The sequence below is a fragment of the Streptococcus mitis B6 genome, from assembly GCF_000027165.1.
GTDB classification, from domain to species: Bacteria; Bacillota; Bacilli; order Lactobacillales; family Streptococcaceae; genus Streptococcus; species Streptococcus mitis_AR.
The window spans coordinates 1,995,651-2,021,921 of record NC_013853.1 but is presented as its reverse complement, the minus strand read 5'-3'; the positions used below and the strand labels follow the sequence as shown (position 1 = coordinate 2,021,921).

The 26,271-nt window shown below is 42.3% G+C and carries 27 protein-coding genes and 2 pseudogenes; 20 read left to right on the top strand and 9 right to left on the bottom strand.

What is annotated here, in order from left to right; translation table 11 throughout:
* The first annotated feature begins 7 nt into the window (after positions 1 to 7).
* Positions 8 to 1,204: an argininosuccinate synthase gene (locus SMI_RS09930; RefSeq protein WP_000031921.1), complete on the top strand. Its 1,197-nt coding sequence runs from the start codon at positions 8 to 10 to the stop codon at positions 1,202 to 1,204.
* A 29-nt stretch (positions 1,205 to 1,233) separates the two neighbouring features.
* Positions 1,234 to 2,628 (top strand): argininosuccinate lyase, encoded by a 1,395-nt coding sequence (gene argH, locus SMI_RS09925; protein ID WP_001107610.1) that lies wholly within the window; start codon positions 1,234 to 1,236, stop codon positions 2,626 to 2,628.
* 225 nt (positions 2,629 to 2,853) lie between these two features.
* Here the strand turns inward: argH and SMI_RS09920 are convergent, their stop codons facing one another.
* The 3 genes from SMI_RS09920 to SMI_RS09915 form a co-directional block, all read right to left on the bottom strand.
* Entirely contained in the window at positions 2,854 to 3,501 is a 648-nt protein-coding gene (locus SMI_RS09920) for a hypothetical protein (RefSeq protein WP_012972614.1), read from the bottom strand.
* A complete protein-coding gene (locus tag SMI_RS10885; protein WP_012972613.1) occupies positions 3,480 to 3,725 on the bottom strand; it encodes a hypothetical protein in 246 nt (81 codons plus the stop codon). The genes SMI_RS09920 and SMI_RS10885 overlap by 22 nt, the downstream gene beginning before the upstream one ends.
* Positions 3,726 to 4,163: 438 nt before the next feature.
* Positions 4,164 to 5,330, bottom strand: a complete 1,167-nt coding sequence (locus SMI_RS09915; RefSeq protein ID WP_000163009.1) for an IS30-like element ISSmi1 family transposase — start codon at positions 5,328 to 5,330, stop codon at positions 4,164 to 4,166.
* Positions 5,331 to 5,582: 252 nt separating this feature from the next.
* On the opposite strand from SMI_RS09915, the gene mnmA reads away from it, so the two are divergent.
* From mnmA to mnmG, 3 genes and pseudogenes are all read left to right on the top strand, one after another.
* Positions 5,583 to 6,704 carry a tRNA 2-thiouridine(34) synthase MnmA gene (gene mnmA, locus SMI_RS09910; RefSeq protein WP_001282936.1) on the top strand — a complete coding sequence of 374 codons (1,122 nt, stop codon included), beginning with the start codon at positions 5,583 to 5,585 and terminating at the stop codon, positions 6,702 to 6,704.
* 140 nt (positions 6,705 to 6,844) lie between these two features.
* A pseudogene (locus tag SMI_RS09905) lies at positions 6,845 to 7,299 on the top strand (NUDIX hydrolase).
* A gap of 10 nt (positions 7,300 to 7,309) precedes the next feature.
* Complete coding sequence (mnmG, locus tag SMI_RS09900; protein WP_000220952.1) at positions 7,310 to 9,223, top strand: tRNA uridine-5-carboxymethylaminomethyl(34) synthesis enzyme MnmG; 1,914 nt, start codon at positions 7,310 to 7,312, stop codon at positions 9,221 to 9,223.
* 139 nt (positions 9,224 to 9,362) lie between these two features.
* On the opposite strand, the gene rnjA is transcribed toward mnmG, so the two are convergent.
* Positions 9,363 to 11,042 (bottom strand): ribonuclease J1, encoded by a 1,680-nt coding sequence (gene rnjA, locus SMI_RS09895; RefSeq protein ID WP_000331991.1) that lies wholly within the window; start codon positions 11,040 to 11,042, stop codon positions 9,363 to 9,365.
* Position 11,043: 1 nt separating this feature from the next.
* Positions 11,044 to 11,277 (bottom strand): DNA-dependent RNA polymerase subunit epsilon, encoded by a 234-nt coding sequence (locus SMI_RS09890; protein WP_000639590.1) that lies wholly within the window; start codon positions 11,275 to 11,277, stop codon positions 11,044 to 11,046.
* 279 nt (positions 11,278 to 11,556) lie between these two features.
* Here SMI_RS09890 and SMI_RS09885 point away from each other — a divergent pair, with 279 nt between their 5' ends.
* On the top strand, positions 11,557 to 11,772 hold the full coding sequence (locus SMI_RS09885; protein WP_000282493.1) for a hypothetical protein: 216 nt from the start codon (positions 11,557 to 11,559) through the stop codon (positions 11,770 to 11,772).
* Positions 11,773 to 12,083: 311 nt separating this feature from the next.
* On the opposite strand, the gene cibB is transcribed toward SMI_RS09885, so the two are convergent.
* From cibB to SMI_RS09870, 3 genes are all read right to left on the bottom strand, one after another.
* Positions 12,084 to 12,227 carry a fratricide two-peptide bacteriocin subunit CibB gene (gene cibB / locus SMI_RS09880; RefSeq protein WP_000974050.1) on the bottom strand — a complete coding sequence of 48 codons (144 nt, stop codon included), beginning with the start codon at positions 12,225 to 12,227 and terminating at the stop codon, positions 12,084 to 12,086.
* A 1-nt stretch (position 12,228) separates the two neighbouring features.
* Positions 12,229 to 12,414, bottom strand: coding sequence for a fratricide two-peptide bacteriocin subunit CibA (gene cibA / locus SMI_RS09875; protein WP_000180844.1), 186 nt, complete (start codon positions 12,412 to 12,414; stop codon positions 12,229 to 12,231).
* A 389-nt stretch (positions 12,415 to 12,803) separates the two neighbouring features.
* Entirely contained in the window at positions 12,804 to 13,970 is a 1,167-nt protein-coding gene (locus SMI_RS09870; protein ID WP_000162999.1) for an IS30-like element ISSmi1 family transposase, read from the bottom strand.
* 191 nt (positions 13,971 to 14,161) lie between these two features.
* Here SMI_RS09870 and tsaB point away from each other — a divergent pair, with 191 nt between their 5' ends.
* The 14 genes and pseudogenes from tsaB (at position 14,162) to SMI_RS09805 (ending at position 25,628) form a co-directional block, all read left to right on the top strand.
* Positions 14,162 to 14,845: a tRNA (adenosine(37)-N6)-threonylcarbamoyltransferase complex dimerization subunit type 1 TsaB gene (tsaB, locus tag SMI_RS09865; RefSeq protein WP_000865730.1), complete on the top strand. Its 684-nt coding sequence runs from the start codon at positions 14,162 to 14,164 to the stop codon at positions 14,843 to 14,845.
* A complete protein-coding gene (rimI, locus tag SMI_RS09860; protein WP_000569814.1) occupies positions 14,842 to 15,279 on the top strand; it encodes a ribosomal protein S18-alanine N-acetyltransferase in 438 nt (145 codons plus the stop codon). Before tsaB ends, rimI begins: the two co-directional genes overlap by 4 nt.
* Entirely contained in the window at positions 15,269 to 16,279 is a 1,011-nt protein-coding gene (gene tsaD, locus SMI_RS09855) for a tRNA (adenosine(37)-N6)-threonylcarbamoyltransferase complex transferase subunit TsaD (RefSeq protein WP_000655056.1), read from the top strand. Before rimI ends, tsaD begins: the two co-directional genes overlap by 11 nt.
* 103 nt (positions 16,280 to 16,382) lie before the next feature.
* Positions 16,383 to 17,246 carry an XRE/MutR family transcriptional regulator gene (locus SMI_RS09850; RefSeq protein WP_000572848.1) on the top strand — a complete coding sequence of 288 codons (864 nt, stop codon included), beginning with the start codon at positions 16,383 to 16,385 and terminating at the stop codon, positions 17,244 to 17,246.
* Between the two features lie 115 nt (positions 17,247 to 17,361).
* A complete protein-coding gene (locus SMI_RS09845; RefSeq protein ID WP_000720783.1) occupies positions 17,362 to 18,027 on the top strand; it encodes a CPBP family intramembrane glutamic endopeptidase in 666 nt (221 codons plus the stop codon).
* A gap of 377 nt (positions 18,028 to 18,404) precedes the next feature.
* The gene (locus SMI_RS09840; RefSeq protein ID WP_001208222.1) at positions 18,405 to 19,100 is read left to right on the top strand and encodes an AzlC family ABC transporter permease; all 696 of its coding nucleotides are present in this window, start codon (positions 18,405 to 18,407) and stop codon (positions 19,098 to 19,100) included.
* A complete protein-coding gene (locus SMI_RS09835; RefSeq protein ID WP_000253939.1) occupies positions 19,090 to 19,413 on the top strand; it encodes an AzlD domain-containing protein in 324 nt (107 codons plus the stop codon). Before SMI_RS09840 ends, SMI_RS09835 begins: the two co-directional genes overlap by 11 nt.
* Before the next feature lie 103 nt (positions 19,414 to 19,516).
* Positions 19,517 to 20,347, top strand: coding sequence for an amino acid ABC transporter substrate-binding protein (locus SMI_RS09830; RefSeq protein ID WP_000724947.1), 831 nt, complete (start codon positions 19,517 to 19,519; stop codon positions 20,345 to 20,347).
* Positions 20,348 to 20,393: 46 nt separating this feature from the next.
* Positions 20,394 to 20,465: pseudogene (locus SMI_RS10640) on the top strand (AzlD domain-containing protein); the annotation flags it as partial.
* A gap of 103 nt (positions 20,466 to 20,568) precedes the next feature.
* Positions 20,569 to 21,399 carry an amino acid ABC transporter substrate-binding protein gene (locus tag SMI_RS09825; RefSeq protein ID WP_000724974.1) on the top strand — a complete coding sequence of 277 codons (831 nt, stop codon included), beginning with the start codon at positions 20,569 to 20,571 and terminating at the stop codon, positions 21,397 to 21,399.
* Positions 21,400 to 21,552: 153 nt separating this feature from the next.
* Positions 21,553 to 22,407 (top strand): MetQ/NlpA family ABC transporter substrate-binding protein, encoded by an 855-nt coding sequence (locus SMI_RS09820; protein ID WP_000694521.1) that lies wholly within the window; start codon positions 21,553 to 21,555, stop codon positions 22,405 to 22,407.
* A 99-nt stretch (positions 22,408 to 22,506) separates the two neighbouring features.
* Positions 22,507 to 23,880 carry a M20 family metallopeptidase gene (locus SMI_RS09815; protein ID WP_000231807.1) on the top strand — a complete coding sequence of 458 codons (1,374 nt, stop codon included), beginning with the start codon at positions 22,507 to 22,509 and terminating at the stop codon, positions 23,878 to 23,880.
* Positions 23,873 to 24,934 carry a methionine ABC transporter ATP-binding protein gene (locus tag SMI_RS09810; protein ID WP_000085672.1) on the top strand — a complete coding sequence of 354 codons (1,062 nt, stop codon included), beginning with the start codon at positions 23,873 to 23,875 and terminating at the stop codon, positions 24,932 to 24,934. Before SMI_RS09815 ends, SMI_RS09810 begins: the two co-directional genes overlap by 8 nt.
* 1 nt (position 24,935) lies before the next feature.
* Positions 24,936 to 25,628 (top strand): methionine ABC transporter permease, encoded by a 693-nt coding sequence (locus tag SMI_RS09805; RefSeq protein ID WP_000444654.1) that lies wholly within the window; start codon positions 24,936 to 24,938, stop codon positions 25,626 to 25,628.
* Between the two features lie 29 nt (positions 25,629 to 25,657).
* Here the strand turns inward: SMI_RS09805 and SMI_RS09800 are convergent, their stop codons facing one another.
* Positions 25,658 to 26,227, bottom strand: coding sequence for an MptD family putative ECF transporter S component (locus SMI_RS09800; RefSeq protein WP_000748388.1), 570 nt, complete (start codon positions 26,225 to 26,227; stop codon positions 25,658 to 25,660).
* Between the last annotated feature and the right edge of the window lie 44 nt (positions 26,228 to 26,271).

Genomic DNA, 26,271 nt, shown 5'->3' with positions numbered 1-26,271 from the left:
AAAAGAAATGAGTAAAGAAAAAGTAATTTTGGCCTATTCTGGCGGTTTGGATACATCAGTTGCAATTACTTGGTTGAAGAAAGATTACGATGTCGTTGCAGTTTGTATGAATGTAGGTGAAGGCAAAGATTTGGATTTCATCCATGATAAGGCTCTCAAAGTTGGAGCGGTTGAATCCTACGTCATTGATGTACAGGACGAATTTGCTACAGATTATGTATTGGTAGCCCTTCAAGCTCATGCCTATTATGAGCAGAAATATCCTTTGGTGTCTGCCTTGAGCCGCCCTCTGATTTCTAAAAAATTGGTTGAAATCGCGCATCAGACAGGAGCGACTACAATTGCTCATGGTTGTACAGGTAAGGGGAATGACCAAGTACGTTTTGAAGTATCCATTGCAGCCTTGGATCCCAATTTAAAAGTGATTGCTCCTGTTCGTGAATGGAAATGGTCTCGAGAGGAAGAGATTGATTTTGCTAAGGAAAATGGGGTGCCTGTTCCTGCTGACCTTGACAATCCTTACTCTGTTGACCAAAACCTTTGGGGACGTGCCAATGAGTGTGGTATTTTGGAAAATCCATGGAATCAGGCTCCAGAAGAAGCCTTTGGTATCACAACTTCTCCAGAGCAAGCTCCAGATATGCCAGAATACATTGAGATTGAGTTTAGTGAAGGTGTTCCAGTTTCCCTCAATGGAGAAGGGTTAAAATTGGCAGATTTGATTCAAAAACTCAATGAAATAGCTGGAAAGCATGGGGTCGGACGGATTGACCACGTGGAAAATCGTTTGGTTGGGATTAAATCAAGAGAAATCTATGAGTGCCCAGGGGCGGTGACCCTGCTGACAGCTCATAAGGAAATTGAGGATTTGACGCTTGTGAGAGAAGTGGCTCATTTTAAACCAATCATAGAAAATGAATTATCTAATCTCATTTATAATGCTTTGTGGTTTAGTCCGGCTACACAAGCCTTGATTGCTTATATTAAAGAGACTCAAAAAGTTGTCAATGGGACTGCAAAAGTCAAACTCTATAAGGGAAGTGCTCAGGTCGTGGCTCGGAAATCACCAAATTCACTTTACGATGAAAATTTGGCGACATATACTAGTGCAGATACCTTTGACCAAGATGCGGCTGTTGGCTTTATTAAGTTATGGGGACTTCCAACCAAGGTTCATTCTGAGGTTCAAAAAAGCGCCAAATAGGACGGATTGGATAGAGAGGTGGATGTGATATGGCTAAGAATACAAAATTATGGGGTGGTCGCTTTGAAGGTACTGTCGAAGACTGGGTAGAGCGCTTTGGTGCGAGTATATCTTTTGACCAGAAATTAGCTAAATTTGATGTGATTGGTTCTTTAGCCCACGTTCAGATGTTGGGCCAGACGGGCATTTTGAGTTTGGAGGAGTCTGAAAAAATACAAGCAGGCTTGAAAGAGCTTTTAGAAGAGCTAGAGGCAGGCCAACTTGACTTTGATATCGCAAACGAAGATATTCATATGAATATGGAAGTGTTGCTGACAGAAAAAATTGGTCCCCTTGCAGGGAAGTTACATACGGCTCGTTCTCGAAATGACCAAGTTGCGACAGATATGCACTTATATCTCAAGGAACAGCTAGACCATGTCCTAGGTAAACTGGCTCATCTCAAGGGTGTTTTATTAGACTTGGCGGAAAATCATGTGAAGACGATCATGCCGGGCTATACCCATCTGCAACATGCCCAGCCTATTAGTTTTGCCCACCACCTGATGGCTTACTACAATATGTTTCAAAGAGACAGTGAACGTTTTGAATTTAACCAGAAGCATACAGACCTATGCCCTCTAGGTGCGGCAGCTTTGGCAGGGACGACTTTCCCCATTGATCGTCAGTTGTCCAGCGATTTGCTGAAGTTTAAGCAACCTTATACAAATTCTTTGGATGCTGTTAGTGACCGCGATTTTATCTTAGAATTTCTGTCCAATGCCAGCATACTCATGATGCATATGAGCCGTTTTTGTGAAGAAATGATAAACTGGTGTAGCTTTGAGTACCAATTCATTACCTTGTCAGATACGTTTACAACAGGTTCCTCTATTATGCCCCAAAAGAAAAATCCAGATATGACTGAGTTGATTCGAGGAAAGACTGGTCGAGTTTATGGGAATCTATTTGGACTATTGACAGTCATGAAGTCCTTGCCTTTAGCTTATAATAAGGATTTGCAAGAGGATAAGGAAGGAATGTTTGACACGGTCGAAACGATTTTAAATTCCCTCGATGTATTGGCAGGTATGTTATCTAGTTTGCAGGTAAACAAGGAAAAAATGCAAGAATCAACAGAGAAGGACTTTTCAAATGCGACTGAGTTGGCAGATTATTTGGCAGGGAAAGGCTTGCCATTTAGAGAAGCTCATGAGGTTGTGGGAAGATTGGTGCTAGACTCTATCAAGTGTGCTAAAAATATTCAAGATTGGACTTTGGAAGAATTGCAAACCTATCATTCTCTTATTGCCGAGGATATCTATGTTTACTTGCAACCTAAAACTGCGGTTCAAAGACGAAATTCTTTGGGAGGTACAGGATTTGACCAAGTGAAATACCAAATTGCAGTCGCTAAGAAAGCGAATAAAGATTTAAAAAGTTGATAAGCAGTAAAAATAAAGGCGCAAGCTTATTTTCATAATAAGGCAGTGTGAGCTTTTATTTTGTGATTTTTATCCGTTTTGTAATGATTTTTTGTCTACTATGTAGGATGGATATCAATTTCAGAAGAATTGAAGTAAATCTTTCCACAATAAAACGCATATTATCAGTACATTGCCTACCTGATACTATGCGTTTTTCTGATTTCAAAGCTTTTTGGCTAAGGATTAACGCTGACCGAATGATGTAACTCCGCCACCTAAACTAGCGAGATCATCACTGTTTGTTGTGGGAACTTCAGCATTGTTACTATTGGTATTAGTCTCTGCTTGAGCTTCTGAAGTATTAGCTGCTTGATTTTGTGTACTTGCCACATCATTTCTGCTGCTGCCAGCACTATCAGATGAAGGTTGTTCGCTTGCAGGCGCTTGTGAACTGTATCTGCTCCCATTTGACTCAGTATAGGTTGGAGTGTAGCTCCCTCCTTCTGAAGAATAGGTTTCTCTTTCCCTCTCGCTACTAGTCGTTCCTGTTTCTTTTTTGTCAGTCTTTTGTCCTTCTTTTTTGGTCAAGACTTCAACTTGCTTCTGGAATTTAGAAATCAGTTCTTGAATTGGTTTTATTTTTTCATCAATAGTGGCTTGTTCGCTTGTGGAATTGACACTTTTAATAATCTCTAGTATTTTTTGTAAGGAAGTGATGGCTGTTTCAAGTGCTTGTTTATCTTCGAACTGGCTATCGGATTCCTTTACATCTAATTTTAAAGCTTTTTCGCTATAATGATTGGTGATTTTATCGGCAGTAGTAGCAAGAAAGTCTGCTAATGTTTGCTTGCCTTCGTCAGTAGTTGGCTTTAATCTTGAATTTTTTTCCAATCCTCTATAATCGTTTCAGAATCGATATTAAAATCTTTGATGGCTTTTTTTACTTGTTCGACATCTTGTTCATTTTTTTGCCGTTTGAAGAAAGCAATATTACCTCTTTCTGTTAAAATGTTTTCTTGATGAATGACTAAACCTATTAAAAGTCCAAGACTTGCGACAATGATAATAGTAAAAATGGTGTTTTTTGATTTTAGAATATCTTTGTAGTTTTTCACAATCGTTCTACGTACATGGATGGTAGTATCTTTAAGAGATCATGTACGTATTCCTCCTCATTACAGTATATCATTTTTAGTTTATTTTATAAATAAGATAATAACAGTAGAGGGATTAAGCTATAAATTACACTCTTTTTAAACAATTATATATGTATTTACAGAGAGGGGTAACTTCTAAAACTAACTTCCAGTTTCCCACAACCTAGCTTTTAGTATGAGAAAAACGCGTGAAATCAGTGGAAATCCGTCTTAGACTAACTTCCACTGGTTTTCTTTTTCTTGATATATAAGGGTTCAAAAGCGAAAAGACTCAGAAAAAAGTGCACGACAAATAGCCCTAAAACAGAGTCGTCTTAGAGTAAATTCCAGTTGCTAGCGTTTAGTGTGAGACTTTTCGATGGTGATAAGATGTGTAGTTAGAGGGGAAAATTCCCTTTATTTCAATAAATCAGGTGATAGGTGTGTGTCTTCTGGTTTGACAAATTGGCAACCCAGAAGAGCAGCGATGTCCTCGCCAAAGGTGAAGGTGAAGATGTCGTAAGCAGATTTTCCTTGAAACTCTTCTCGTTTCAAGGAATTGACATGGGAAATGACTAGATTGACGTCTTTCTGAGTCAGCTGGTCAAAGGAAGTGCCCTTGGGAAGAATGGCTCGCAAAACCGTATGGTTCTTCTCAATCCGCCCCTTCTGGTCAGGACGGCTAGGGTCGCAGAAGTAGAGGTGAGACTTCCCATCAATGTCTCGCTCAAGCTCCTCCACATAGGCGAACTCAGATCCGTTGTCTGTGAGAATGACAGGGAACAGCTGATGGAACGCACACCCTCCGTCCATGACTCTTTCTTTCAAAGCTGCGAATTTAGTGGCGACCTCCAGAGCGGTCTTGTTGTTCAAAAGCAGGGCGAAGAGGAAGTTGCAGAAGGAAACGTTGAAGGTGAGCAGTAGCTTTCCACCAGGTCTGCCGATGACCGTGTCCATTTCCAACCATTTGAAGAAATCATCTGTTTCTCGTAACTCTTGGAAATCTTGATAGGTCCGCCCAATTTTCAGCTCTTTAGGAATAGCTACTTTTCTGGATTTTCTGCGTTCCTTGAACGTGACCATCCGAGGGAAATCAATGGGCTTGGCTGTCAGATAGCCCAGCTTGGCATGCCGATACACCGTAGCTTTCGACACAGGTAGGTTATGTGTCTGAATGATATGGTAGATGCTTTGTTTCTTCTGGATGCCTTGGGTTAAGACCTTGTCCATCTGATAAAAACTTTCCTTGTTTAGGGGAATTCCCTGTCTGGATTCCCTCAACATAGTCTCGTACTGCTCCTGTGCCTTTTTCGCGTAGTAAAGATAGCGGTTAAACCCACAATCCGTCCTCTTTTTTGGACAGTTGTTACAGACATAAGGAGCTTTTTTGAGAAGAGGGCAATCCGTGCAATCAGATTTGACGGATGTTGGATGCATGATGCGATTGCGCTTGATTTCCTTTGAAATCGTTGACGGGTCTTTCCCCATCTTCTCAGCGATGGAACGGAAAGTCTCCTGTTGGCTGATTCCAGTTTGGATGTCAATACGGTCTTCTAGAGTGAGATGTTTTTGTTTTTTCGTCATGAGGTGCCTCCTCACGAAAAGTCTCAGACTTAATTCTAGCATAATTCATCGTCTGAGACTAACTTCCAGTTTTGGGAGAGAGATGGAAGTTACTTTGAGAAGTTACGATTTACAGAGAGGCTGGTAGATTATCAGTCTCTTTCTTGTCTTCTCCAACCAAGCGTGTTATAATGAATACTGCTCAAGCGACCTTCAATCGTGAAGCACACACGACCTTCAATCGTGAATAAACGAATAGATGGGAGACTTACCATGAGTGATAACTCTAAAACACGTGTTGTTGTGGGGATGAGTGGTGGTGTTGATTCGTCGGTGACGGCTCTTCTTCTCAAGGAGCAGGGCTACGATGTGATCGGTATCTTCATGAAGAACTGGGATGACACAGATGAAAACGGCGTCTGTACAGCGACCGAAGATTACAAGGATGTGGCTGCGGTGGCAGATCAGATTGGCATTCCTTACTACTCTGTCAATTTTGAAAAAGAGTACTGGGACCGCGTTTTTGAGTATTTCCTAGCGGAATACCGTGCAGGACGCACACCAAATCCAGATGTCATGTGCAACAAGGAAATCAAGTTTAAGGCTTTTTTGGACTATGCCATGACCTTGGGGGCAGACTATGTAGCGACTGGGCACTATGCTCGAGTGGCGCGTGATGATGATGGTACAGTTCACATGCTTCGTGGCGTGGACAATGGCAAGGATCAGACTTATTTCCTCAGCCAACTTTCGCAAGAACAACTTCAAAAAACCATGTTCCCACTAGGACATTTGGAAAAGCCTGAAGTTCGAAAACTAGCAGAAAAAGCAGGACTTGCGACTGCTAAGAAGAAAGACTCGACAGGGATTTGCTTTATCGGAGAAAAGAACTTTAAAAACTTTCTCAGCAACTATCTGCCAGCTCAGCCTGGTCGCATGATGACAGTGGATGGACGCGATATGGGTGAGCATGCTGGTCTGATGTATTATACAATCGGTCAGCGTGGTGGACTCGGTATCGGTGGGCAACACGGTGGAGACAATGCTCCTTGGTTCGTTGTCGGAAAAGACCTGAGCAAGAATATCCTCTATGTCGGTCAAGGTTTCTATCATGATTCGCTCATGTCAACCAGCCTAGAAGCCAGTCAAGTCCACTTTACTCGTGACATGCCCGAGGAATTTACGCTCGAATGTACGGCTAAATTCCGCTACCGTCAGCCTGATTCGAAGGTGACCGTCCATGTCAAAGGAGACAAGGCAGAGGTCATCTTTGCAGAACCGCAACGAGCCATTACACCAGGACAGGCAGTTGTCTTTTACGATGGTGAAGAGTGTCTAGGTGGCGGTTTGATTGATAATGCCTACCGTGACGGACAAGTTTGTCAGTACATTTAGATTGACAAATTTTCTCAATTTGCTACAATAATAACAGCAATAGAAATGATGGTCAAAGCTCATGGATGTTGCAGGCTTTTTTGTCCTGCACTTCTTTGGAGTTTTGACTGTTTTTGTGTCGTTTAGAGGAAAGGACAAAAATGACTCAACAAGACTTTCGGACAAGAGTAGGAAATACGGTTTTTGGAGTTCGGGCGACAGCCTTGATTGTCCAAAATCGCAAGCTTCTAGTTACCAAAGACAAGGGAAAGTATACACAATTGGAGGTGCGATTCAAGTCAATGAAAGCACGGAAGAAGCGGTAGTCCGCGAAGTGAGGGAAGAACTGGGTGTTAAAGCTCAAGCTGGGCAGCTAGCTTTTGTTGTTGAAAATCGCTTTGAACAGGACGGTGTTTCTTATCACAATATCGAGTTTCATTATCTGGTGGACTTGCTTGAAGATGCCCCATTGACCATGAAGGAAGATGAGAAAAGTCAGCCCTGTGAATGGATTGACTTGGACCAGCTCCAGGATTTCCAGCTAGTTCCAGCCTTTTTAAAAACAGCCCTACCAGATTGGGACGGCCAACTAAGACACATTCATCTTGAGAAATAGGAGAGAAAACATGACTTATCATTTTACTGAAGAATACGATATTATTGTAATTGGTGCGGGACACGCTGGGGTAGAAGCATCCCTAGCTGCCAGCCGTATGGGCTGCAAGGTCTTGCTTGCGACTATCAACATTGAAATGCTGGCTTTCATGCCTTGTAACCCCTCTATCGGTGGTTCTGCCAAGGGGATTGTCGTGCGTGAAGTCGATGCCCTCGGTGGCGAAATGGCTAAGACTATTGACAAGACTTACATCCAGATGAAGATGCTTAACACCGGGAAGGGGCCAGCTGTTCGTGCTCTTCGTGCGCAGGCTGACAAGGAACTTTACTCTAAGGAGATGCGCAAGACAGTTGAAAATCAAGAGAATCTGACCCTTCGTCAGACCATGATTGATGAGATTTTGGTGGAAGATGGCAAGGTTGTCGGTGTTCGTACAGCAACCCATCAAGAATATGCTGCTAAGGCTGTTATCGTGACGACAGGGACGGCCCTCCGTGGGGAAATTATCATTGGAGACCTTAAGTATTCATCAGGTCCTAACCACAGCTTGGCTTCTATTAATCTTGCTGACAATCTTAAGGAGTTAGGACTCGAAATTGGTCGTTTCAAGACGGGAACCCCTCCACGTGTCAAGGCTTCTTCTATCAATTATGATGTGACCGAAATTCAGCCAGGAGACGAAGCGCCTAATCACTTCTCATACACTTCACGAGATGAGGATTATGTCAAGGATCAGGTGCCATGCTGGTTGACCTACACCAATGGTACCAGTCATGAAATTATCCAAAATAACCTCCACCGTGCGCCTATGTTTACAGGTGTGGTCAAGGGAGTGGGACCTCGTTACTGCCCGTCGATTGAGGATAAGATTGTGCGCTTTGCGGACAAGGAACGTCACCAACTCTTCCTTGAGCCAGAAGGGCGCAATACTGAGGAAGTCTATGTTCAAGGACTTTCAACCAGTCTGCCTGAGGATGTCCAGCGTGATTTGGTTCATTCCATCAAAGGTTTGGAAAATGCAGAGATGATGCGAACTGGTTATGCCATTGAGTATGACATGGTCTTGCCTCACCAGTTGCGTGCGACTCTGGAAACCAAGAAAATCTCAGGTCTTTTCACTGCTGGTCAGACAAATGGAACGTCAGGTTACGAAGAGGCAGCAGGCCAAGGGATTATCGCTGGGATCAATGCGGCTCTGAAAATCCAAGGCAAGCCTGAATTGATTTTGAAGCGCAGTGACGGTTATATCGGAGTCATGATTGATGACTTGGTGACCAAGGGAACTATTGAACCCTATCGTCTCTTGACCAGTCGTGCTGAATACCGCCTCATTCTCCGCCATGACAATGCTGATATGCGTTTGACAGAGATGGGACGCGAGATTGGACTTGTGGACGATGAACGCTGGGCTCGCTTTGAAATCAAGAAAAATCAATTTGACAATGAGATGAAGCGCCTAGACAGCATCAAACTTAAGCCAGTCAAGGAAACCAATGCTAAGGTTGAGGAGATGGGCTTCAAGCCATTGACAGATGCAGTGACAGCCAAGGAATTCCTTCGCCGTCCAGAAGTCTCTTACCAAGATGTGGTAGCCTTCATCGGACCAGCTGCAGAGGACTTGGATGACAAGATTATCGAATTGATTGAAACAGAAATCAAGTACGAAGGCTATATTTCCAAAGCCATGGACCAGGTTGCTAAGATGAAACGCATGGAAGAAAAACGCATTCCAGCCAATATTGATTGGGATGATATTGATTCTATTGCGACGGAAGCCCGTCAGAAGTTCAAACTTATCAATCCAGAAACCATCGGCCAAGCCAGCCGTATTTCGGGAGTAAACCCAGCAGATATTTCTATTTTGATGGTGTATCTGGAAGGTAAAAATCATAGTATTTCTAAAACTCTTCAAAAATCAAAATGATACGTCGTCGGCTTCGGCTCACCTAACTCAAGTTATGCTTTCGCCTAGCCTTCTAGTCTGATTTCGATTTTTATTGAGTTTCAATCTCAAAAGAAAGCATAGAGAAAAACAGCTCCGAAGACGGAGCTGTTTTCTTACTTTATTCTTCATCTGGTGTAAGGATCATTGGGATGATGATCGGTTCACGTTCTGTATTTTCATAGAGGAAGGGGCGAATAGCGTTGACAATGGCACCATTGACAGATTGAACGCTAGCATCCTTATTTTTCAGTGCGATACGAATGGCATTGAAGAGGATACGCTGGCTTTGGCGAATCAAGTCACCAGACTCTCTCATGTAGACAAAGCCTCGGCTGAGGATGTCTGGACCAGACAGAATCATTTGAGACTTGAAGTCAACAGTTGCGACTGCCAGAACGACACCATCTTCAGATAAATCACGACGATCTTTGAGGACAGCAGCACCGATTTCACCGATACGATTTCCATCAACATAGATGTCTTGGGCGTTGAAATGACCTGCAATACGAGCTGAGTTAGCAGTAAGGGCAAGCACATCACCATTGCTCATGATAAAGATATTGTCCTTCTCAACACCAGTATCCACCGCAAGTCCAGCATGGACTTTTTGCATGCGGTATTCACCGTGGACAGGCATGAAGTATTTTGGCTTAATCAAGCGGAGCATAAGTTTTTGCTCTTGCTGGCCACCGTGTCCAGATGTATGGATATTGTTAACCTTACCGTGTATAACTTCGACACCAGCTTCAGAAATGATGTTAATCAGCTTGTTGACGCTAGTAGTGTTTCCAGGGATTGGACTAGAAGAGAAGATAACTGTATCACCTGGTTGGAGTTGTACCTGACGGTGGGTTCCGTTGGCAATACGAGAGAGGGCTGCCATTGGTTCGCCCTGACTACCTGTACAGAGGATCAGAACTTCTCCTGCAGGATAATCTTTGATTTCATTTGGCTCGATAAAGGTTCCCTTAGGAGCTTTAATGTAGCCAAGCTCGATTCCGTTGACAATGGCCTTTTCCATAGAACGACCAAAGACAGCGATCTTGCGTCCAGTTTTAACAGCAGCTTCTGTTGCTTGTTGGAGACGGAAGATATTTGAGGCAAAGGATGCAAAGATAATACGTCCTTCAATGCCTTGGATAATCTTCATGATGGACTGGCCAACGACTTTTTCAGAGTTGGTAAAGGTTGGCACTTCCGCATTTGTTGAGTCAGACAGAAGACAGAGTACACCGTCTTCACCAAGAGCTGCCATACGGTGCAAATCTGCTGGTTCACCAACTGGTGTTAAGTCAAACTTGAAGTCACCCGTACAGACAATTTTCCCTTGAGGAGTATGAATGACAATCCCCAAAGGTTCTGGAATAGAGTGAGTCGTTCTAAAGAAAGTTGCCTTGAGATTTTTAAAGGTCAACTCAGTATTGTGGTTGATTTCGTAAAGTTTGGCGTTGCGCAAGAGGCCGTGTTCTTCGAGTTTTCCACGGATCAAAGCCAAGGCAAGCGGTCCAGCATAGATAGGGACATTTGCTTGCTTGAGTAGGAAAGGAATCCCACCGATGTGGTCCTCGTGTCCGTGGGTAATCAAAACAGCCTTGACGCGGTCGATATTGTCCACGATGTAAGAATAATCAGGAATGACGTAGTCGATACCCAGCAAGTCATCTTCTGGGAATTTAATCCCAGCATCGACGATAATAATCTCATCTTGGTATTCAATCCCGTAAGTGTTTTTCCCGATTTCTCCCAGACCACCGATGGCAAAAACGCCGACTTCTTCAGGTTTAAGAGTATAGGCCATATTAGAACTCCGTGATTTCGAAGGCGCCAGTTTCTTTTTCGTAATCTAGCAATTTGTTAGACAAGAGTTCGATATACTCGATATTGTATTCTGGGCGATTTTCTTCGACAAGTTGGCGAGCAGCGATACGACCCTCAAGTTCTGAGCTGGCATCGATGTCTAGGTAAAGTGCGCGTGTTGTTTCACGGCGTGGGCTACGTTCTTTTGTTCCTTGGTAAAAAACTTTGTAAATCATATAGTTCCTTTCTATTTACAGGTCAGCTTATTCCAAACTTTTAGCAGATATTTGCTTGATTTCATTCCATTTCGTGTCTAGATTGACCTTGATTCGTTACAATTATTTCAATTATACCACAAAATGAAAAATTAGTAAAAGACGGAAACGAGAAAGTCACAGGTCGATTCATTTGGTAAGCGTTTGCAAAAATAAAGAAAATGTGTTATATTGATAACGGAAGTGAAATTTATTGCTTGTCATAATTCCATATAGATTTTAAGTCAAGGAGGTTGCCCTATGTATAACTTATTTGCTTTTGCTATCGGGGTTCGCTTGGTAGCTTTTATTGTTTTTGTTGCTTGTGTTTATGGAGGGAATCTTCTATTTGTCAAACTGGAACAACGACAAAGCAAGTTCTTGTGGAAAATTACCTTTGTGACTCTCTACTCGCTTTTTCTCCTCCTCGTAACCTATGTCGTTTGGTTTGTATTTTACTTTGGATTAAATGCTTAGATGCCCTGCTCATGCTGGGGCTTTTTGTTTGGGGGCAAAGAAAATTCCACCCCATCTATCAAGATGAGGTGGTCTTTGCATTTTTCTAAAATGACATGACAATGAAATTTTCAGAGCTTATTAGTTTTATGTTAATGATTCTTCTGTTCAAAAATAGAGTTGAAACATAAAAATAAAACAATACAAACAGATAAATCGAATGGTAAAGGGATAGTAGTAATGTTTAAATCATTGAGAATGCTGAGCAAACTGTAAGAGATGAAAAAAATAAAATTCATCCTTCTAAACATGTGTTGTCTATCTATCATAACTTATCCAAACTTTTTACGAAGATCTTTTCCAATGGTGTAGGCTGCCATAAATAAAGCGATACCAACACCTATCCCAAAACCGCCATTGATTTCTTGCAATTCCTTATTAGAAATTTCACGATAGTTGTTCAAATCTTTCATCATATTAATCTCCTCCTAAAAAATAACCAGCTGCCAAACCAGAACCTACAAGTGCTGCTCCAGCTGCAATAGCTTTCCAAGATACTGCTACTCCAAGGATAACCAAGGGAGCGAGACCGCCATCAATATCTGATAATTCATTTTCAGATAAGGATAAAAATTGATTGTCAAGAACGTCAAAATTTGTCATTGAACTTTCCTCCTTTTTTCTTGTTCACTTTTATATTCGTAAAGTAAAAGAAAAAGTGAGCATTTTTTTGAATTTTATTTGCGAATTATTTTTTAGCTAAGTATAGGCATTTTTGTTTAGGGTAACTTCTAAAACTAACTTCCAGTTTCCCACAACCTAGCTTTTAGTATGAGAAAAATGCGTGAAATCAGTGGAAATCCGTCTTAGACTAACTTCCACTGGTTTTCTTTTTCTTGATATATAAGGGTTCAAAAGCGAAAAGACTCAGAAAAAAGTGCACGACAAATAGCCCTAAAACAGAGTCGTCTTAGAGTAAATTCCAGTTGCTAGCGTTTAGTGTGAGACTTTTCGATGGTGATAAGATGTGTAGTTAGAGGGGAAAATTCCCTTTATTTCAATAAATCAGGTGATAAGTGTGTGTCTTCTGGTTTGACAAATTGGCAACCCAGAAGAGCAGCGATGTCCTCGCCAAAGGTGAAGGTGAAGACGTCGTAAGCAGATTTTCCTTGAAACTCTTCTCGTTTCAAGGAATTGACATGGGAAATGACTAGATTGACGTCTTTCTGAGTCAGTTGGTCAAAGGAAGTGCCCTTGGGAAGAATGGCTCGCAAAACCGTATGGTTCTTCTCAATCCGCCCCTTCTGGTCAGGACGGCTAGGGTCGCAGAAGTAGAGGTGAGACTTCCCATCAATGTCTCGCTCAAGCTCCTCCACATAGGCGAACTCAGATCCGTTGTCTGTGAGAATGACAGGGAACAGCTGATGGAACGCATACCCTCCGTCCATGACTCTTTCTTTCAAAGCTGCGAATTTAGTGGCGACTTCCAGAGCAGTCTTGTTGTCCAAAAGCAAGGCGAAGAGGAAATTACAGAAGGAAACGTTGAAGGTGAGCAGTAGCTTTCCACCAGGTCTGCCGATGACCGTGTCCATTTCCAACCATTTGAAGAAATCATCAGTTTCTCGTAACTCTTGGAAATCTTGATAGGTCCGCCCAATTTTCAGCTCTTTGGGAATAGCTACTTTTCTGGATTTTCTGCGTTCCTTGAACGTGACCATCCGAGGGAAATCAATGGGCTTGGCTGTCAGATAGCCCAGCTTGGCATGCCGATACACCGTAGCTTTCGACACAGGTAGGTTATGTGTCTGAATGATATGGTAGATGCTTTGTTTCTTCTGGATGCCTAGGGTTAAGATCTTGTCCATCTGATAAAAACTTTCCTTGTTTAGGGGAATGCCCTGTCTGGATTCCCTCAACATAGTCTCGTACTGCTCCTGTGCCTTTTTCGCGTAGTAAAGATAGCGGTTAAACCCACAATCCGTCCTCTTTTTTAGACAGTTGTTACAGACATAAGGAGCTTTTTTGAGAAGAGGGCAATCCGTGCAATCAGATTTGACGGATGTTGGATGCATGATGCGATTGCGCTTGATTTCCTTTGAAATCGTTGACGGGTCTTTCCCCATCTTCTCAGCGATGGAACGGAAAGTCTCCTGTTGGCTGATTCCAGTTTGGATGTCAATACGGTCTTCTAGAGTGAGATGTTTTTGTTTTTTCGTCATGAGGTACCTCCTCACGAAAAGTCTCAGACTTAATTCTAGCATAATTCATCGTCTGAGACTAACTTCCAGTTTTGGGAGAGAGATGGAAGTTACTTTGAGAAGTTACGCATTTTTGTTTAGGGATAAAGAAAATTCCCATGCGCCATCTTTTGTAGTATAATAGTAAGCAGACAAAAAGATAGGAATGTGTTATGAAAGTATTAGCTTTTGATACGTCCAGCAAGGCTCTTTCTCTGGCTATTTTAGAGGACAAGCAGGTTCTTGCTGAGACGACGATTAATATTAAGAAAAATCACAGTATTACCCTCATGCCTGCCATTGATTTTTTGATGACAAGTTTGGACTGGACGCCCAATGATTTGGACAGAATCGTGGTGGCTGAAGGGCCAGGCAGCTACACAGGCTTGCGAATTGCGGTAGCGACTGCCAAAACCTTAGCTCATACTCTGAACATTGAATTAGTTGGTATGTCTAGCCTCTTGGCTCTGGTGCCATACCAACAGGAAGGCTTGTTTGTCCCTTTAATGGATGCGCGTCGCAACAATGTTTACGCAGGATTTTATGAAAATGCCAAACCTGTCATGCCAGAAGCACACCTGCCCTTTGATCGAGTTATTGAGCTAATCAAGGGTGCTAGTCAGGTAACCTTTGTCGGAGAAGTTGTCCCCTTTGTGGAGCAGATTCAAGAACACTTGCCAAGGACTAATTTCAAAGAAACCTTGCCAAATGCAGCCAATCTTGCTCTTTTGGCTTGGGACAAGGAAGCAGACTCCTTGCACGACTTTGTGCCGAATTATCTCAAACGTGTTGAGGCTGAGGAAAACTGGCTCAAGAACCATACAGAGTCTGGCGAGTCTTACATTAAACGCCTATGATAGAAATTAAACGAATCCAACAGAAGCCTGACTTGGCTCAGGACATCTACGCTGTCATGGCAGCTGTTTACCCAGTCAGCCCTTGGACGCTGGAACAAATCCAAGCAGACCTTTCCCAAGATCAGACTTGGTATGCTCTGGCTTATGATGGGACCGAAGTGATTGGATTTCTAGCTGTGCAGGAAAATATCTTTGAGGCGGAAGTCTTGCAAATCGCTGTTAAAGGAGCCTATCAGGGTAAGGGGATTGCGTCAGCCTTGTTTGCTCAATTGTCGACAGATAAGGAGATTTTCCTCGAAGTCAGAAAGTCAAATCAACGAGCGCAAGCATTTTACAAGAAAGAAAAGATGGCAGTCATCGCTGAGCGAAAGGCCTACTACCATGACCCAGTCGAGGACGCCATCATCATGAAGAGAGAAATAGATGAAGGATAGATATATTTTAGCATTTGAGACATCTTGTGATGAGACTAGTGTTGCCGTCTTGAAAAACGACGATGAACTCTTGTCCAATGTCATTGCTAGTCAAATTGAGAGTCACAAACGTTTTGGGGGCGTAGTGCCTGAAGTAGCCAGTCGTCACCATGTCGAGGTCATTACAGCCTGTATCGAGGAGGCTCTGGCAGAAGCAGGGATTACAGAAGAGGACGTGACAGCTGTGGCGGTTACCTATGGGCCGGGCTTGGTTGGAGCCTTGCTAGTTGGCTTGTCAGCTGCTAAGGCCTTTGCTTGGGCGCACGGACTTCCACTTATCCCTGTTAACCACATGGCAGGTCACCTCATGGCCGCTCAAAGTGTAGAGCCTTTGGAGTTTCCCTTGCTAGCCCTCTTGGTCAGCGGTGGACACACAGAGTTAGTTTATGTTTCCGAGGCTGGTGATTACAAGATTGTTGGGGAGACGCGAGATGACGCGGTTGGTGAGGCCTATGATAAGGTTGGACGTGTCATGGGCTTGACCTATCCTGCCGGTCGTGAGATTGACGAGCTAGCTCATCAGGGACAGGATATTTATGATTTTCCTCGTGCCATGATGAAGGAGGATAATCTGGAGTTTTCATTTTCTGGTTTGAAGTCTGCCTTTATCAACCTTCACCACAATGCCGAGCAAAAAGGAGAAAGCTTGTCAACAGAGGACTTGTGTGCTTCCTTCCAAGCAGCTGTTTTGGATATTCTTATGGCAAAAACTAAGAAGGCTTTGGAGAAATACCCTGTTAAAACCCTTGTCGTGGCAGGTGGTGTGGCAGCCAATAAAGGTCTCAGAGAACGCCTAGCAACTGAAATCACAGATGTCAAGGTTATCATCCCACCTCTGCGCCTCTGCGGAGACAATGCAGGAATGATTGCCTATGCCAGCGTCAGCGAGTGGAACAAAGAAAACTTTGCAAACTTGGACCTCAATGCCAAACCAAGCCTCGCTTTTGATACGATGGAATAAGGAGTCAGCTTAAGGCTGGCTTTTTCACCTTTTGAAGTGTCAGAATATTTTGACAAAACTATAAAAATAATGATATAATATGCAAAAGCTAGGAGGTGGTCAGATGATTGAGAGAATGGAATTGGGAGAATTTTATAAGGAATTGCGCTTGGCAAGAAAGCTCAAGCAGTCAGATGTGGCTTGTGCTGGACTAACAGCTTCTCAGTTGTCTAAGTTTGAACTAGGACAGTCTATGCTATCTGCGGACAAGCTGCTCTTAGCCATCCAAGGAATCAATGTGACCTTCGATGAGTTTGGTCATAAGCTCAACAATTATCAAGAATCTCCACATATGCGAATTGGTAGAAAGGTTGTGGATCGGTTTGTCCATCAAGATATTGCTGGCTTAGAGCAACTGTTGGAGGAAGTCGAACAAGAACAGATGGCGCAGACCTATCGTCGTTTGAATGCTATTGTGATTAAAAATGCCATCCATTCCTTAAATAAGAGCTATCCGCTAACAGATGAGGATAGGGAGTTTCTGACCATCTATCTCTATGCTATTGAGTCTTGGACCTGGTTTGAACTCTATCTTTTTTGCAATACAATGCCTTTCTTGAGTAATCAAGATTTGATATTTTTATCAACTGCTTTAATTGAAAAATCCAAAGAATTTAAAGAGTTAGTACACAATCGATTGTATATGAAGCAAGGACTCTTAAATATCTTATCAGAGCTCATGGAGCGAAAACTTTTCTCATACATCCCAATCTTCGAAGCCGAGTTGGAGAGCATGTTGCGTCCGTACGATGTTTTTGAGAAAGTATCGTGGCAATTTTTAAAGAAAATGAGTGTCTTTCTTCAAACCAAAGGAAGCAATCAAAAAGAGATTGAACACTTTATCCAATCTCTGCAAGTATTAGAAAATCCACAATTGCTAGCCCTCTTCGAATTGCGTTTGCAGCAATACAAAGAACTTATCGATTAATCTACTATCGCAAATGAGAGATTTCTATAAGAAAAAATATCAAATATGCGATTTACTAAAATGTGGTGATTTCCGTGTTATACTATAATTATTTCATAGTATAGGAGAAAATAGGATGAAAAAGATAATCTCAGGCTACTACCTTATTATAGCTATTCTATTAGTTATTGCTGACCAGAAGTTCAGTGTTCTAGTTTTACGCAGCGACCTTGTTACTGGGCTATCTGACTTTGCCTATTATCTGTCGGATATGATGTTAAATTTTCTTGTGGTTCTGCTTGCTTTTATTGTTATGGTTTGGTCAGGGAAATGGCAGAAAATCAATAGTAGAAAGTTTAAAGGATCCTATCTTTTCTATTCCTTCCTAGCTCTGCTTGCTTTTGTTGTTTGGAATTTCGTTACCTTTTTTCTTTTCCCACCTACTCGAAATGCAATTTCTTATCAACATGCTACTCCTACTTTTACAGGAGCTACGGCATTTTTGATGTATTTCTTTTATCCTGTGATTGCAGGTCCCATTTTTGAAGACATGATTTATCGTGGATTAGTAATGACTGCTCTGGAAAAAGGGAAGAAATGGGGACTGGATGTACTTGGCTCAGCTATATTATTTGGAATCTTACACATTAGTAATCACGGTTGGGTCTTGACAGACTTTTTCGTCTATATGGGTGGCGGTCTCATATTTGCAGTCTTGTTTAGAGTAACCAAGTCCATTTATTGGCCTATTGGGTTGCATATAGTCTACAATGGCATTGGTCAAATTTTACCGTTGCTGTAATTTCATTTGCTTAGTAATATTTTAGGAAGAGTGTTCTAGGTATTCTACCCATTTAGTTTATTTCCTTACTGAATACTCGTATATTTGTTTGTAATCGCATTTTTAGGTATCCTTTTCATAAAAATGATCTTAGTTTTAGTAACTATTGCTACTAACTTTGTTTTATTGCTATTTCTTCTAGTTGCCTTTTCATGTTCTTTGATATTCGTGAAAACATTTAGCGGATAATTTCTATAATATATGTTTGAGACTGGATTGCCAGTCTTTTATGATGGGCACAATCAGCAGACTTTTTCTCTTTCCTGAATGTGTTATAATAGTCCATGCTGTGGCTGGAACCGATTCAGTCCACCTATTAAGACAATATGAGGAGAAAGATGAGAGAAAAAGGATTTTGGGAGGGAGCGCAGGCAGCCATGCCGACGGCCCTTGGTTATGTCAGTATTGGCCTTGCCTGTGGGATTATCGGTGCGCCCTATGTGACACCTGTTGAGATGGGATTGATGAGCCTATTTGTTTATGCTGGGAGTGCCCAGTTTGCCATGTTGGCACTGATTGCGGTTCAAGCACCTGTGGCAGCTATTGCTATGACGGTTTTTTTGATTAATTTGCGTCTCTTTTTATTGAGTTTGCATGCGTCAACCTATTTCCGTCATACCAGTCTCTGGCAAAATATCGGTATGTCTAGCCTTTTGACTGACGAGACCTATGGCGTTTTGATGGGCGAATTGGCCCATACAGACAAGGTCAATCCTATGTGGATGCACGGAAACAATCTCAACAGCTATGTGGCTTGGTTTGTGGGAACAGTTGTCGGAACAGCTCTGGGTGGCCTGCTACCAAATCCAGAAATCTTTGGCTTGGATTTTGCTCTTGTTGGGATGTTCATCGGAATTTTTGCTTCGCAATTCCAGATTATGCAAAGACGGATTCCTGTCCGCAAACTGCTTATTATCCTAGCAGTTGTTGCGGTGTCCTTCTTTTTGCTCTTGACAGTGGTGTCTCAGTCGCTAGCTGTTCTGTTTGCGACGCTACTTGGTTGTACAATGGGGGTGGTTTTAGATGGTCAGTAAGTATCTTTTATTAGCAGTTATTTTCTCTGGCTTGGTGACTTGGATTCCTCGTATGATTCCCTTCATCTTGGTCAAGTATAAGGGCTTGCCTGCGATTGTTGAACGTTTTTTGAAGTTCTTGCCCGTTTCTATTATCTTTTCCTTGATTCTTTCAAGCGTAGTGACAGGTAAGGTTGGTAGCCTGCCTCAAATCAAATGGCTAGACTTCTTAGCAGTCTTTCCAACAGCTTGGGTAGCCTTTCGTTATCGCAATCTAGTCGGAACAGTTCTCTTTGGAGTAGTCTTGATTGCCGTCTTGCGTTTGCTCTTTTAAATCAGCCATAAAGAAAACCTATCACAGAGATAGATATCATATAATGGCGTAAATGCTCTTTTTCTGTTAAGATTATAAGGTATTTTATTTTGGAGGAAATGACATGAAAAAAATCGTTAAATATTCATCTCTTGCTGCCCTAGGGCTTGTTGCTGCAGGTGTGCTTGCGGCTTGCTCAGGTGGTGCTAAGAAAGAAGGAGAAGCGGCTAGCAAGAAAGAAATTATCGTTGCAACCAATGCTTCACCAAAACCATTCAACTATGAAGAAAATGGCGAATTGACTGGTTATGAAATTGAAGTGGTTCGCGCTATCTTTAAAGACTCTGACAAGTATGATGTCAAGTTTGAGAAGACAGAGTGGTCAGGAGTCTTTGCAGGACTTGACGCTGACCGTTACCAAATGGCCGTTAACAACATCAGCTACACTAAAGAACGTGCTGAAAAATACCTTTACGCAGCCCCAACTGCTAAAAACCCTAACGTTCTTGTAGTGAAAAAAGATGACTCTAGCATCAAATCGCTTGATGATATCGGTGGAAAATCAACAGAAGTTGTTCAAGGGACAACATCTGCGAAACAGTTAGAAGACTACAACAAACAACACTCAGATAATCCAACTGTCCTTAACTATACTAAAGCAGACTTCCAACAAATCATGGGACGCTTGAGTGATGGCCAGTTTGACTACAAGATTTTTGATAAAATCGGTGTTGAAACAGTTATCAAGAACCAAGGTTTGGACAACTTGAAAGTGATTGAACTTCCAAGCGACCAACAACCTTACGTTTACCCACTTCTTGCTAAAGGTCAAGATGAGTTGAAAACATTTGTAGACAAACGTATCCAAGAACTCTACAAAGACGGAACTCTTGAAAAACTGTCAAAACAATTCTTCGGAGACACTTACCTACCAGCAGAAGCTGATATTAAATAATTTCCTGAAATCATCCATTCTGAGTAAGATGGGTGATTTTTCAGTTCGCTACCGCAATCTAGTTGGAACGGTTCTCTTTGGAGTAGTCTTGATTGCCGCCTTGCGTTTGCTCTTTTAAATCAGCCATAAAGAAAACCTATCACAGAGATAGATATCATATAATGGCGTAAATGCTCTTTTTCTGTTAAGATTATAAGGTATTTTATTTTGGAGGAAATGACATGAAAAAAATCGTTAAATACTCCTCTCTTGCTGCCCTAGGGCTTGTTTCTGCAGGTGTGCTAGCAGCTTGCTCAGGTGGTGCTAAGAAAGAAGGAGAAGCAGCTAGCAAGAAAGAAATTATTGTTGCAACTAATTCTTCACCAAAACCATTCAACTATGAAGAAAATGGCGAATTGACTGGTTATGAGATTGAAGTCGTTCGCGCTATCTTTAAAGACTCTGACAAGTATGATGTCAAGTTTGAGAAGACAGAGTGGTCAGGTGTCTTTGCAGGACTTGACGCTGACCGTTATCAAATGGCTGTTAACAACATCAGCTACACGAAAGAACGTGCTGAAAAATACCTTTATGCAGCCCCAACTGTTAAAGACCCTAACGTTCTTGTAGTCAAGAAAGACGATTCTAGCATCAAATCGCTTGATGATGTTGGTGGAAAATCAACAGAAGTTGTTCAAGGAACAACATCTGCGAAACAGTTAGAAGACTACAACAAACAACACTCAGATAACCCAACTGTCCTTAACTATACTAAAGCAAACTTACAACAAATCATGGGCCACTTGAGCGATGGTCAGTTTGACTACAAGATTTTTGATAAAATCACTGTTGAAACAGTCATCAAGAACCAAGGTTTGGACAACTTGAAAGTCATCGATCTTCCAAGCGACCAACAACCTTACGTTTACCCACTTCTTGCTAAAGGTCAAGATGAGTTGAAAACATTTGTAGACAAACGTATCCAAGAACTCTACAAAGACGGAACTCTTGAAAAATTGTCAAAACAATTCTTCGGAGACAATTATCTACCAGCAGAAGCGGATATTAAATAATTGCTTGAAATTATCCATTCTGAGTAAGGTGGGTGATTTCTCAGTTTTTAGGGATATAGCTTTAAACTATATATCTGACTATCTAATAACAATTTGTGAAATCAAACAAATTGTGAGATACTGATACAGTATTATTTTTAAGGAGAAAGAATCATGAAAATCAAAAAATGGCTTGGTGTAGCAGCCCTTGCTACAGTCGCAGGTTTGGCTCTTGCAGCTTGCGGAAACTCAGAAAAGAAAGCAGACAATGCAACAACTATCAAAATCGCAACAGTGAACCGTAGCGGTTCTGAAGAAGCTCGTTGGGATAAGGTCCAAGAATTGGTTAAAAAAGACGGTATCACTTTGGAATTTACAGAGTTCACAGACTACTCACAACCAAACAAGGCAACTGCTGATGGCGAAGTAGATTTGAACGCTTTCCAACACTATAACTTCTTGAACAACTGGAACAAAGAAAACGGGAAAGACCTTGTAGCGATTGCAGATACTTACATCTCTCCAATCCGTCTTTACTCAGGTTTGAATGGAAGTGACAACAAGTACACTAAAGTAGAAGACATCCCAGCAAACGGAGAAATCGCTGTACCAAACGATGCTACAAACGAAAGTCGTGCACTTTACTTGCTTCAATCAGCTGGCTTGATTAAATTGGACGTTTCAGGAACTGCTCTTGCAACAGTTGCTAACATCAAAGAAAATCCAAAGAACTTGAAAATCACTGAATTGGACGCTAGCCAAACAGCACGTTCATTGTCATCAGTTGACGCTGCCGTTGTAAACAATACCTTCGTTACAGAAGCAAAATTGGACTACAAGAAAGCACTTTTCAAAGAACAAGCTGATGAAAATTCAAAACAATGGTACAACATTATCGTTGCGAAAAAAGATTGGGAAACATCACCTAAGGCGGATGCTATCAAGAAAGTTGTTGCAGCTTACCATACAGATGAAGTGAAAAAAGTTATTGAAGAAACATCAGACGGTTTGGATCAACCAGTTTGGTAATAAGAAACAGGGAGGTGGGAGAGAGAATTCCACCTCTTGCTTTTGTATAGAGCATGAATTGTAAAGAAGACTATAGGTTCATAGAAAGGTAGAGAGAATATGGTTTTTCCTAGCGAACAAGAACAGATTGAAAAATTTGAAAAGGATCATGTAGCCCAGCATTATTTTGAGGTTTTGCGTACCTTGATTTCTAAGAAGTCGGTCTTTGCCCAACAGGTGGGTCTCAAAGAAGTTGCCAACTATCTGGGTGAGATTTTCAAGCGTGTGGGGGCTGAAGTGGAGATTGATGAGACTTATACGGCTCCCTTTGTCATGGCGCATTTCAAGAGTTCGCGCCCAGATGCCAAGACCTTGATTTTCTATAACCACTATGACACTGTACCAGCTGACGGAGATCAGGTGTGGACGGAGGATCCTTTTACTCTTTCGGTGCGCAATGGTTTCATGTATGGGCGTGGGGTTGACGATGATAAGGGTCATATCACGGCTCGTTTGAGTGCTTTGAGAAAATACATGCAACACCATGATGACCTGCCTGTCAATATCAGTTTTATCATGGAGGGAGCGGAGGAATCGGCTTCGACAGACCTAGATAAGTATCTGGAAAAACATGCGGATAAACTCCGTGGTGCAGATTTGTTGGTCTGGGAACAAGGAACCAAAAATGCCTTGGAACAGTTAGAAATTTCTGGTGGAAATAAGGGGATTGTGACTTTTGATGCCAAGGTGAAAAGTGCTGATGTCGATATCCACTCGAGTTATGGTGGGGTTGTGGAATCAGCTCCTTGGTACCTCCTTCAAGCCTTACAGTCTCTTCGTGCCGCAGATGGCCGTATCTTGGTTGAAGGTTTGTACGAAGAAGTTCAAGAACCAAATGAACGAGAATTGGCCTTGGTGGATACTTACGCCCAACGCAATCCTGGGGAAATCAGCCAGATTTATGGTTTGGAATTGCCTCTCTTACAAGAGGATCGTGCAGCCTTTCTCAAACGTTTCTTTTTTGAACCTGCTCTCAATATCGAAGGGATTCAGTCAGGTTACCAAGGACAAGGCGTTAAAACGATTTTGCCAGCAGAAGCCAGTGCTAAGCTAGAGGTTCGTTTGGTTCCTGGTCTAGAACCGCATGATGTTCTGGAAAAAATTCGGAAACAGCTAGACAAAAATGGCTTTGATAAGGTAGAATTATACTATACCTTGGGAGAGATGAGCTATCGAAGCGATATGAGCGCACCAGCCATTCTCAATGTAATCGAGTTGGCCAAGAAATTCTATCCACAGGGCGTTTCAGTCTTGCCGACGACAGCGGGGACAGGGCCTATGCATACGGTCTTTGATGCCCTAGAGGTGCCAATGGTGGCCTTCGGTCTAGGAAATGCCAACAGTCGAGACCACGGTGGAGATGAGAACGTGCGAATCGCCGATTATTACACCCATATTGAATTAGTAGAGGAGCTGATTAGAAGCTATGAGTAGAGATATTATCAAGTTAGATCAGATCGATGTGACTTTTCATCAAAAGAAGAGAACCATTACAGCGGTCAAGGATGTGACCATTCACATCCAAGAAGGGGATATCTACGGAATCGTTGGATATTCTGGAGCAGGGAAATCAACCCTTGTACGGGTGATTAATCTCTTGCAAAAACCATCTGCAGGGAAAATTACCATTGACGACGATGTGATTTTTGATGGTAAGGTGACTTTGACGGCAGAGCAGTTGCGTCGTAAACGTCAGGATATCGGGATGATTTTCCAGCATTTTAACCTGATGAGCCAAAAGACAGCAGAGGAGAATGTAGCCTTTGCACTTAAACACTCTGGACTCAGCAAGGAAGAAAAGAAGGCTAAAGTAGCTAAGTTGTTGGACTTGGTTGGCTTAGCAGACCGTGCTGAAAACTACCCTTCACAACTATCTGGAGGGCAAAAACAGCGTGTGGCCATTGCGCGTGCCTTGGCCAATGATCCAAAAATCTTGATTTCAGATGAGTCAACTTCTGCCCTTGACCCTAAGACAACCAAGCAGATTTTGGCCTTATTGCAAGATTTGAACCAAAAATTAGGATTAACTGTTGTCTTGATTACGCATGAAATGCAGATTGTCAAAGATATTGCCAATCGTGTGGCAGTTATGCAGGATGGGCATTTGATTGAAGAGGGTAGTGTTCTTGAAATCTTCTCAGACCCTAAACAACCTTTGACTCAAGACTTTATCTCAACAGCTACAGGTATTGACGAAGCCATGGTCAAAATCGAGAAGCAAGAAATCGTGGAACACTTGTCTGAAAACAGCCTCTTGGTGCAGCTTAAGTATGCAGGTGTTTCAACAGACGAGCCACTTTTGAATGAACTGTACAAGCGTTACCAAGTAACGGCTAATATCCTCTATGGGAATATCGAAATCCTCGATGGCACTCCTGTTGGAGAATTGGTTGTGGTCTTGTCAGGTGAAAAAGCAGCGCTAGCAGGTGCTCAAGAAACCATTCGTCAAGCAGGTGTGCAGCTAAAAGTATTGAAGGGAGGACAGTAAGATGGAATCATTGATTCAAACCTATTTACCAAATGTCTATAAAATGGGCTGGGCTGGTCAGGCTGGCTGGGGAACAGCCATCTACCTAACCCTCTATATGACAGTTCTTTCCTTCATCATCGGAGGGCTCTTGGGACTGGTAGCAGGGCTCTTCCTTGTCTTGACAGCACGAGGTGGTGTTTTGGAAAATAAAGTTGTTTTTTGGATTTTGGATAAAATCACCTCTATTTTCCGTGCGGTTCCTTTTATCATTCTCTTGGCAGTCTTGTCACCCTTCTCTCATCTAATCGTAGGAACAAGCATTGGTCCAAATGCGGCTATCGTACCGCTATCTTTTGCAGTCTTTGCCTTCTTTGCCCGTCAAGTACAGGTGGTATTGGCTGAGCTAGATGGTGGTGTCATTGAGGCGGCTCAAGCTAGCGGAGCGACATTCTGGGATATCGTAGGTGTTTACCTATCAGAAGGCCTTCCAGACTTGATCCGTGTAACGACTGTGACCTTGATTTCCCTTGTTGGGGAAACAGCTATGGCGGGAGCAGTTGGAGCTGGTGGTATTGGTAACGTAGCCATCGCTTATGGATTTAATCGCTACAATCACGATGTGACCATCTTGGCAACCATCATTATCATTTTGATTATCTTTGCAATCCAATTCTTGGGAGACTTCCTGACCAAAAAATTGAGTCATAAATAAAAAAGAGCCGTTTGGCTCTTTTTTAGTAATCAGATTTTCTGCGCAAATTTTTTACTCAAGGATTGTCCAATCAAGGCACCAACTAGGGCTCCGATGACAACACTTGCGATAAATAGAAGGATGGTTCCAGGGTCTGGAGCAACCATGATACGGTCGATATATTCTTGCGATTTTCCTCTTGCTAGAAGGGTAGCCATATAGGCTTTGGGCGCAATCCACATAAGTAAGATTGGGCCAGTTGAGCTAAAGGCAAAAATAATAAAAGAAAGAAAGTTCTTTGTTTGGTCCTTGTATTTTCCAAGGCTAGCTACTGCATCTGCTAGGAGGCCACAGATAATTCCAGGAAGGAAGGCACCAGCACCGTGTTTAGTTCCCAAGAAAAAGAGAGCAATGACAAGGCCGATAGTGGTAATGGCTCCAAAGCGCGGAACTTTTGCGACCAGAATCATATAGACGCTACCGCCGACAAGGGCAGTAAAGGCAGGCGCATAAAACATGTTTCCAGTTTGGTCAAAGAGATTGCCCAAAAGGACACCAATCCCCATGCAGAGGAAGTAAAGAACTGCAAAAAGCAGTGTAGTTAAGATAGATTTTTTCATGAATTGTCTCCTGATAATTTTTTCACAATTCTCATTGTACCACG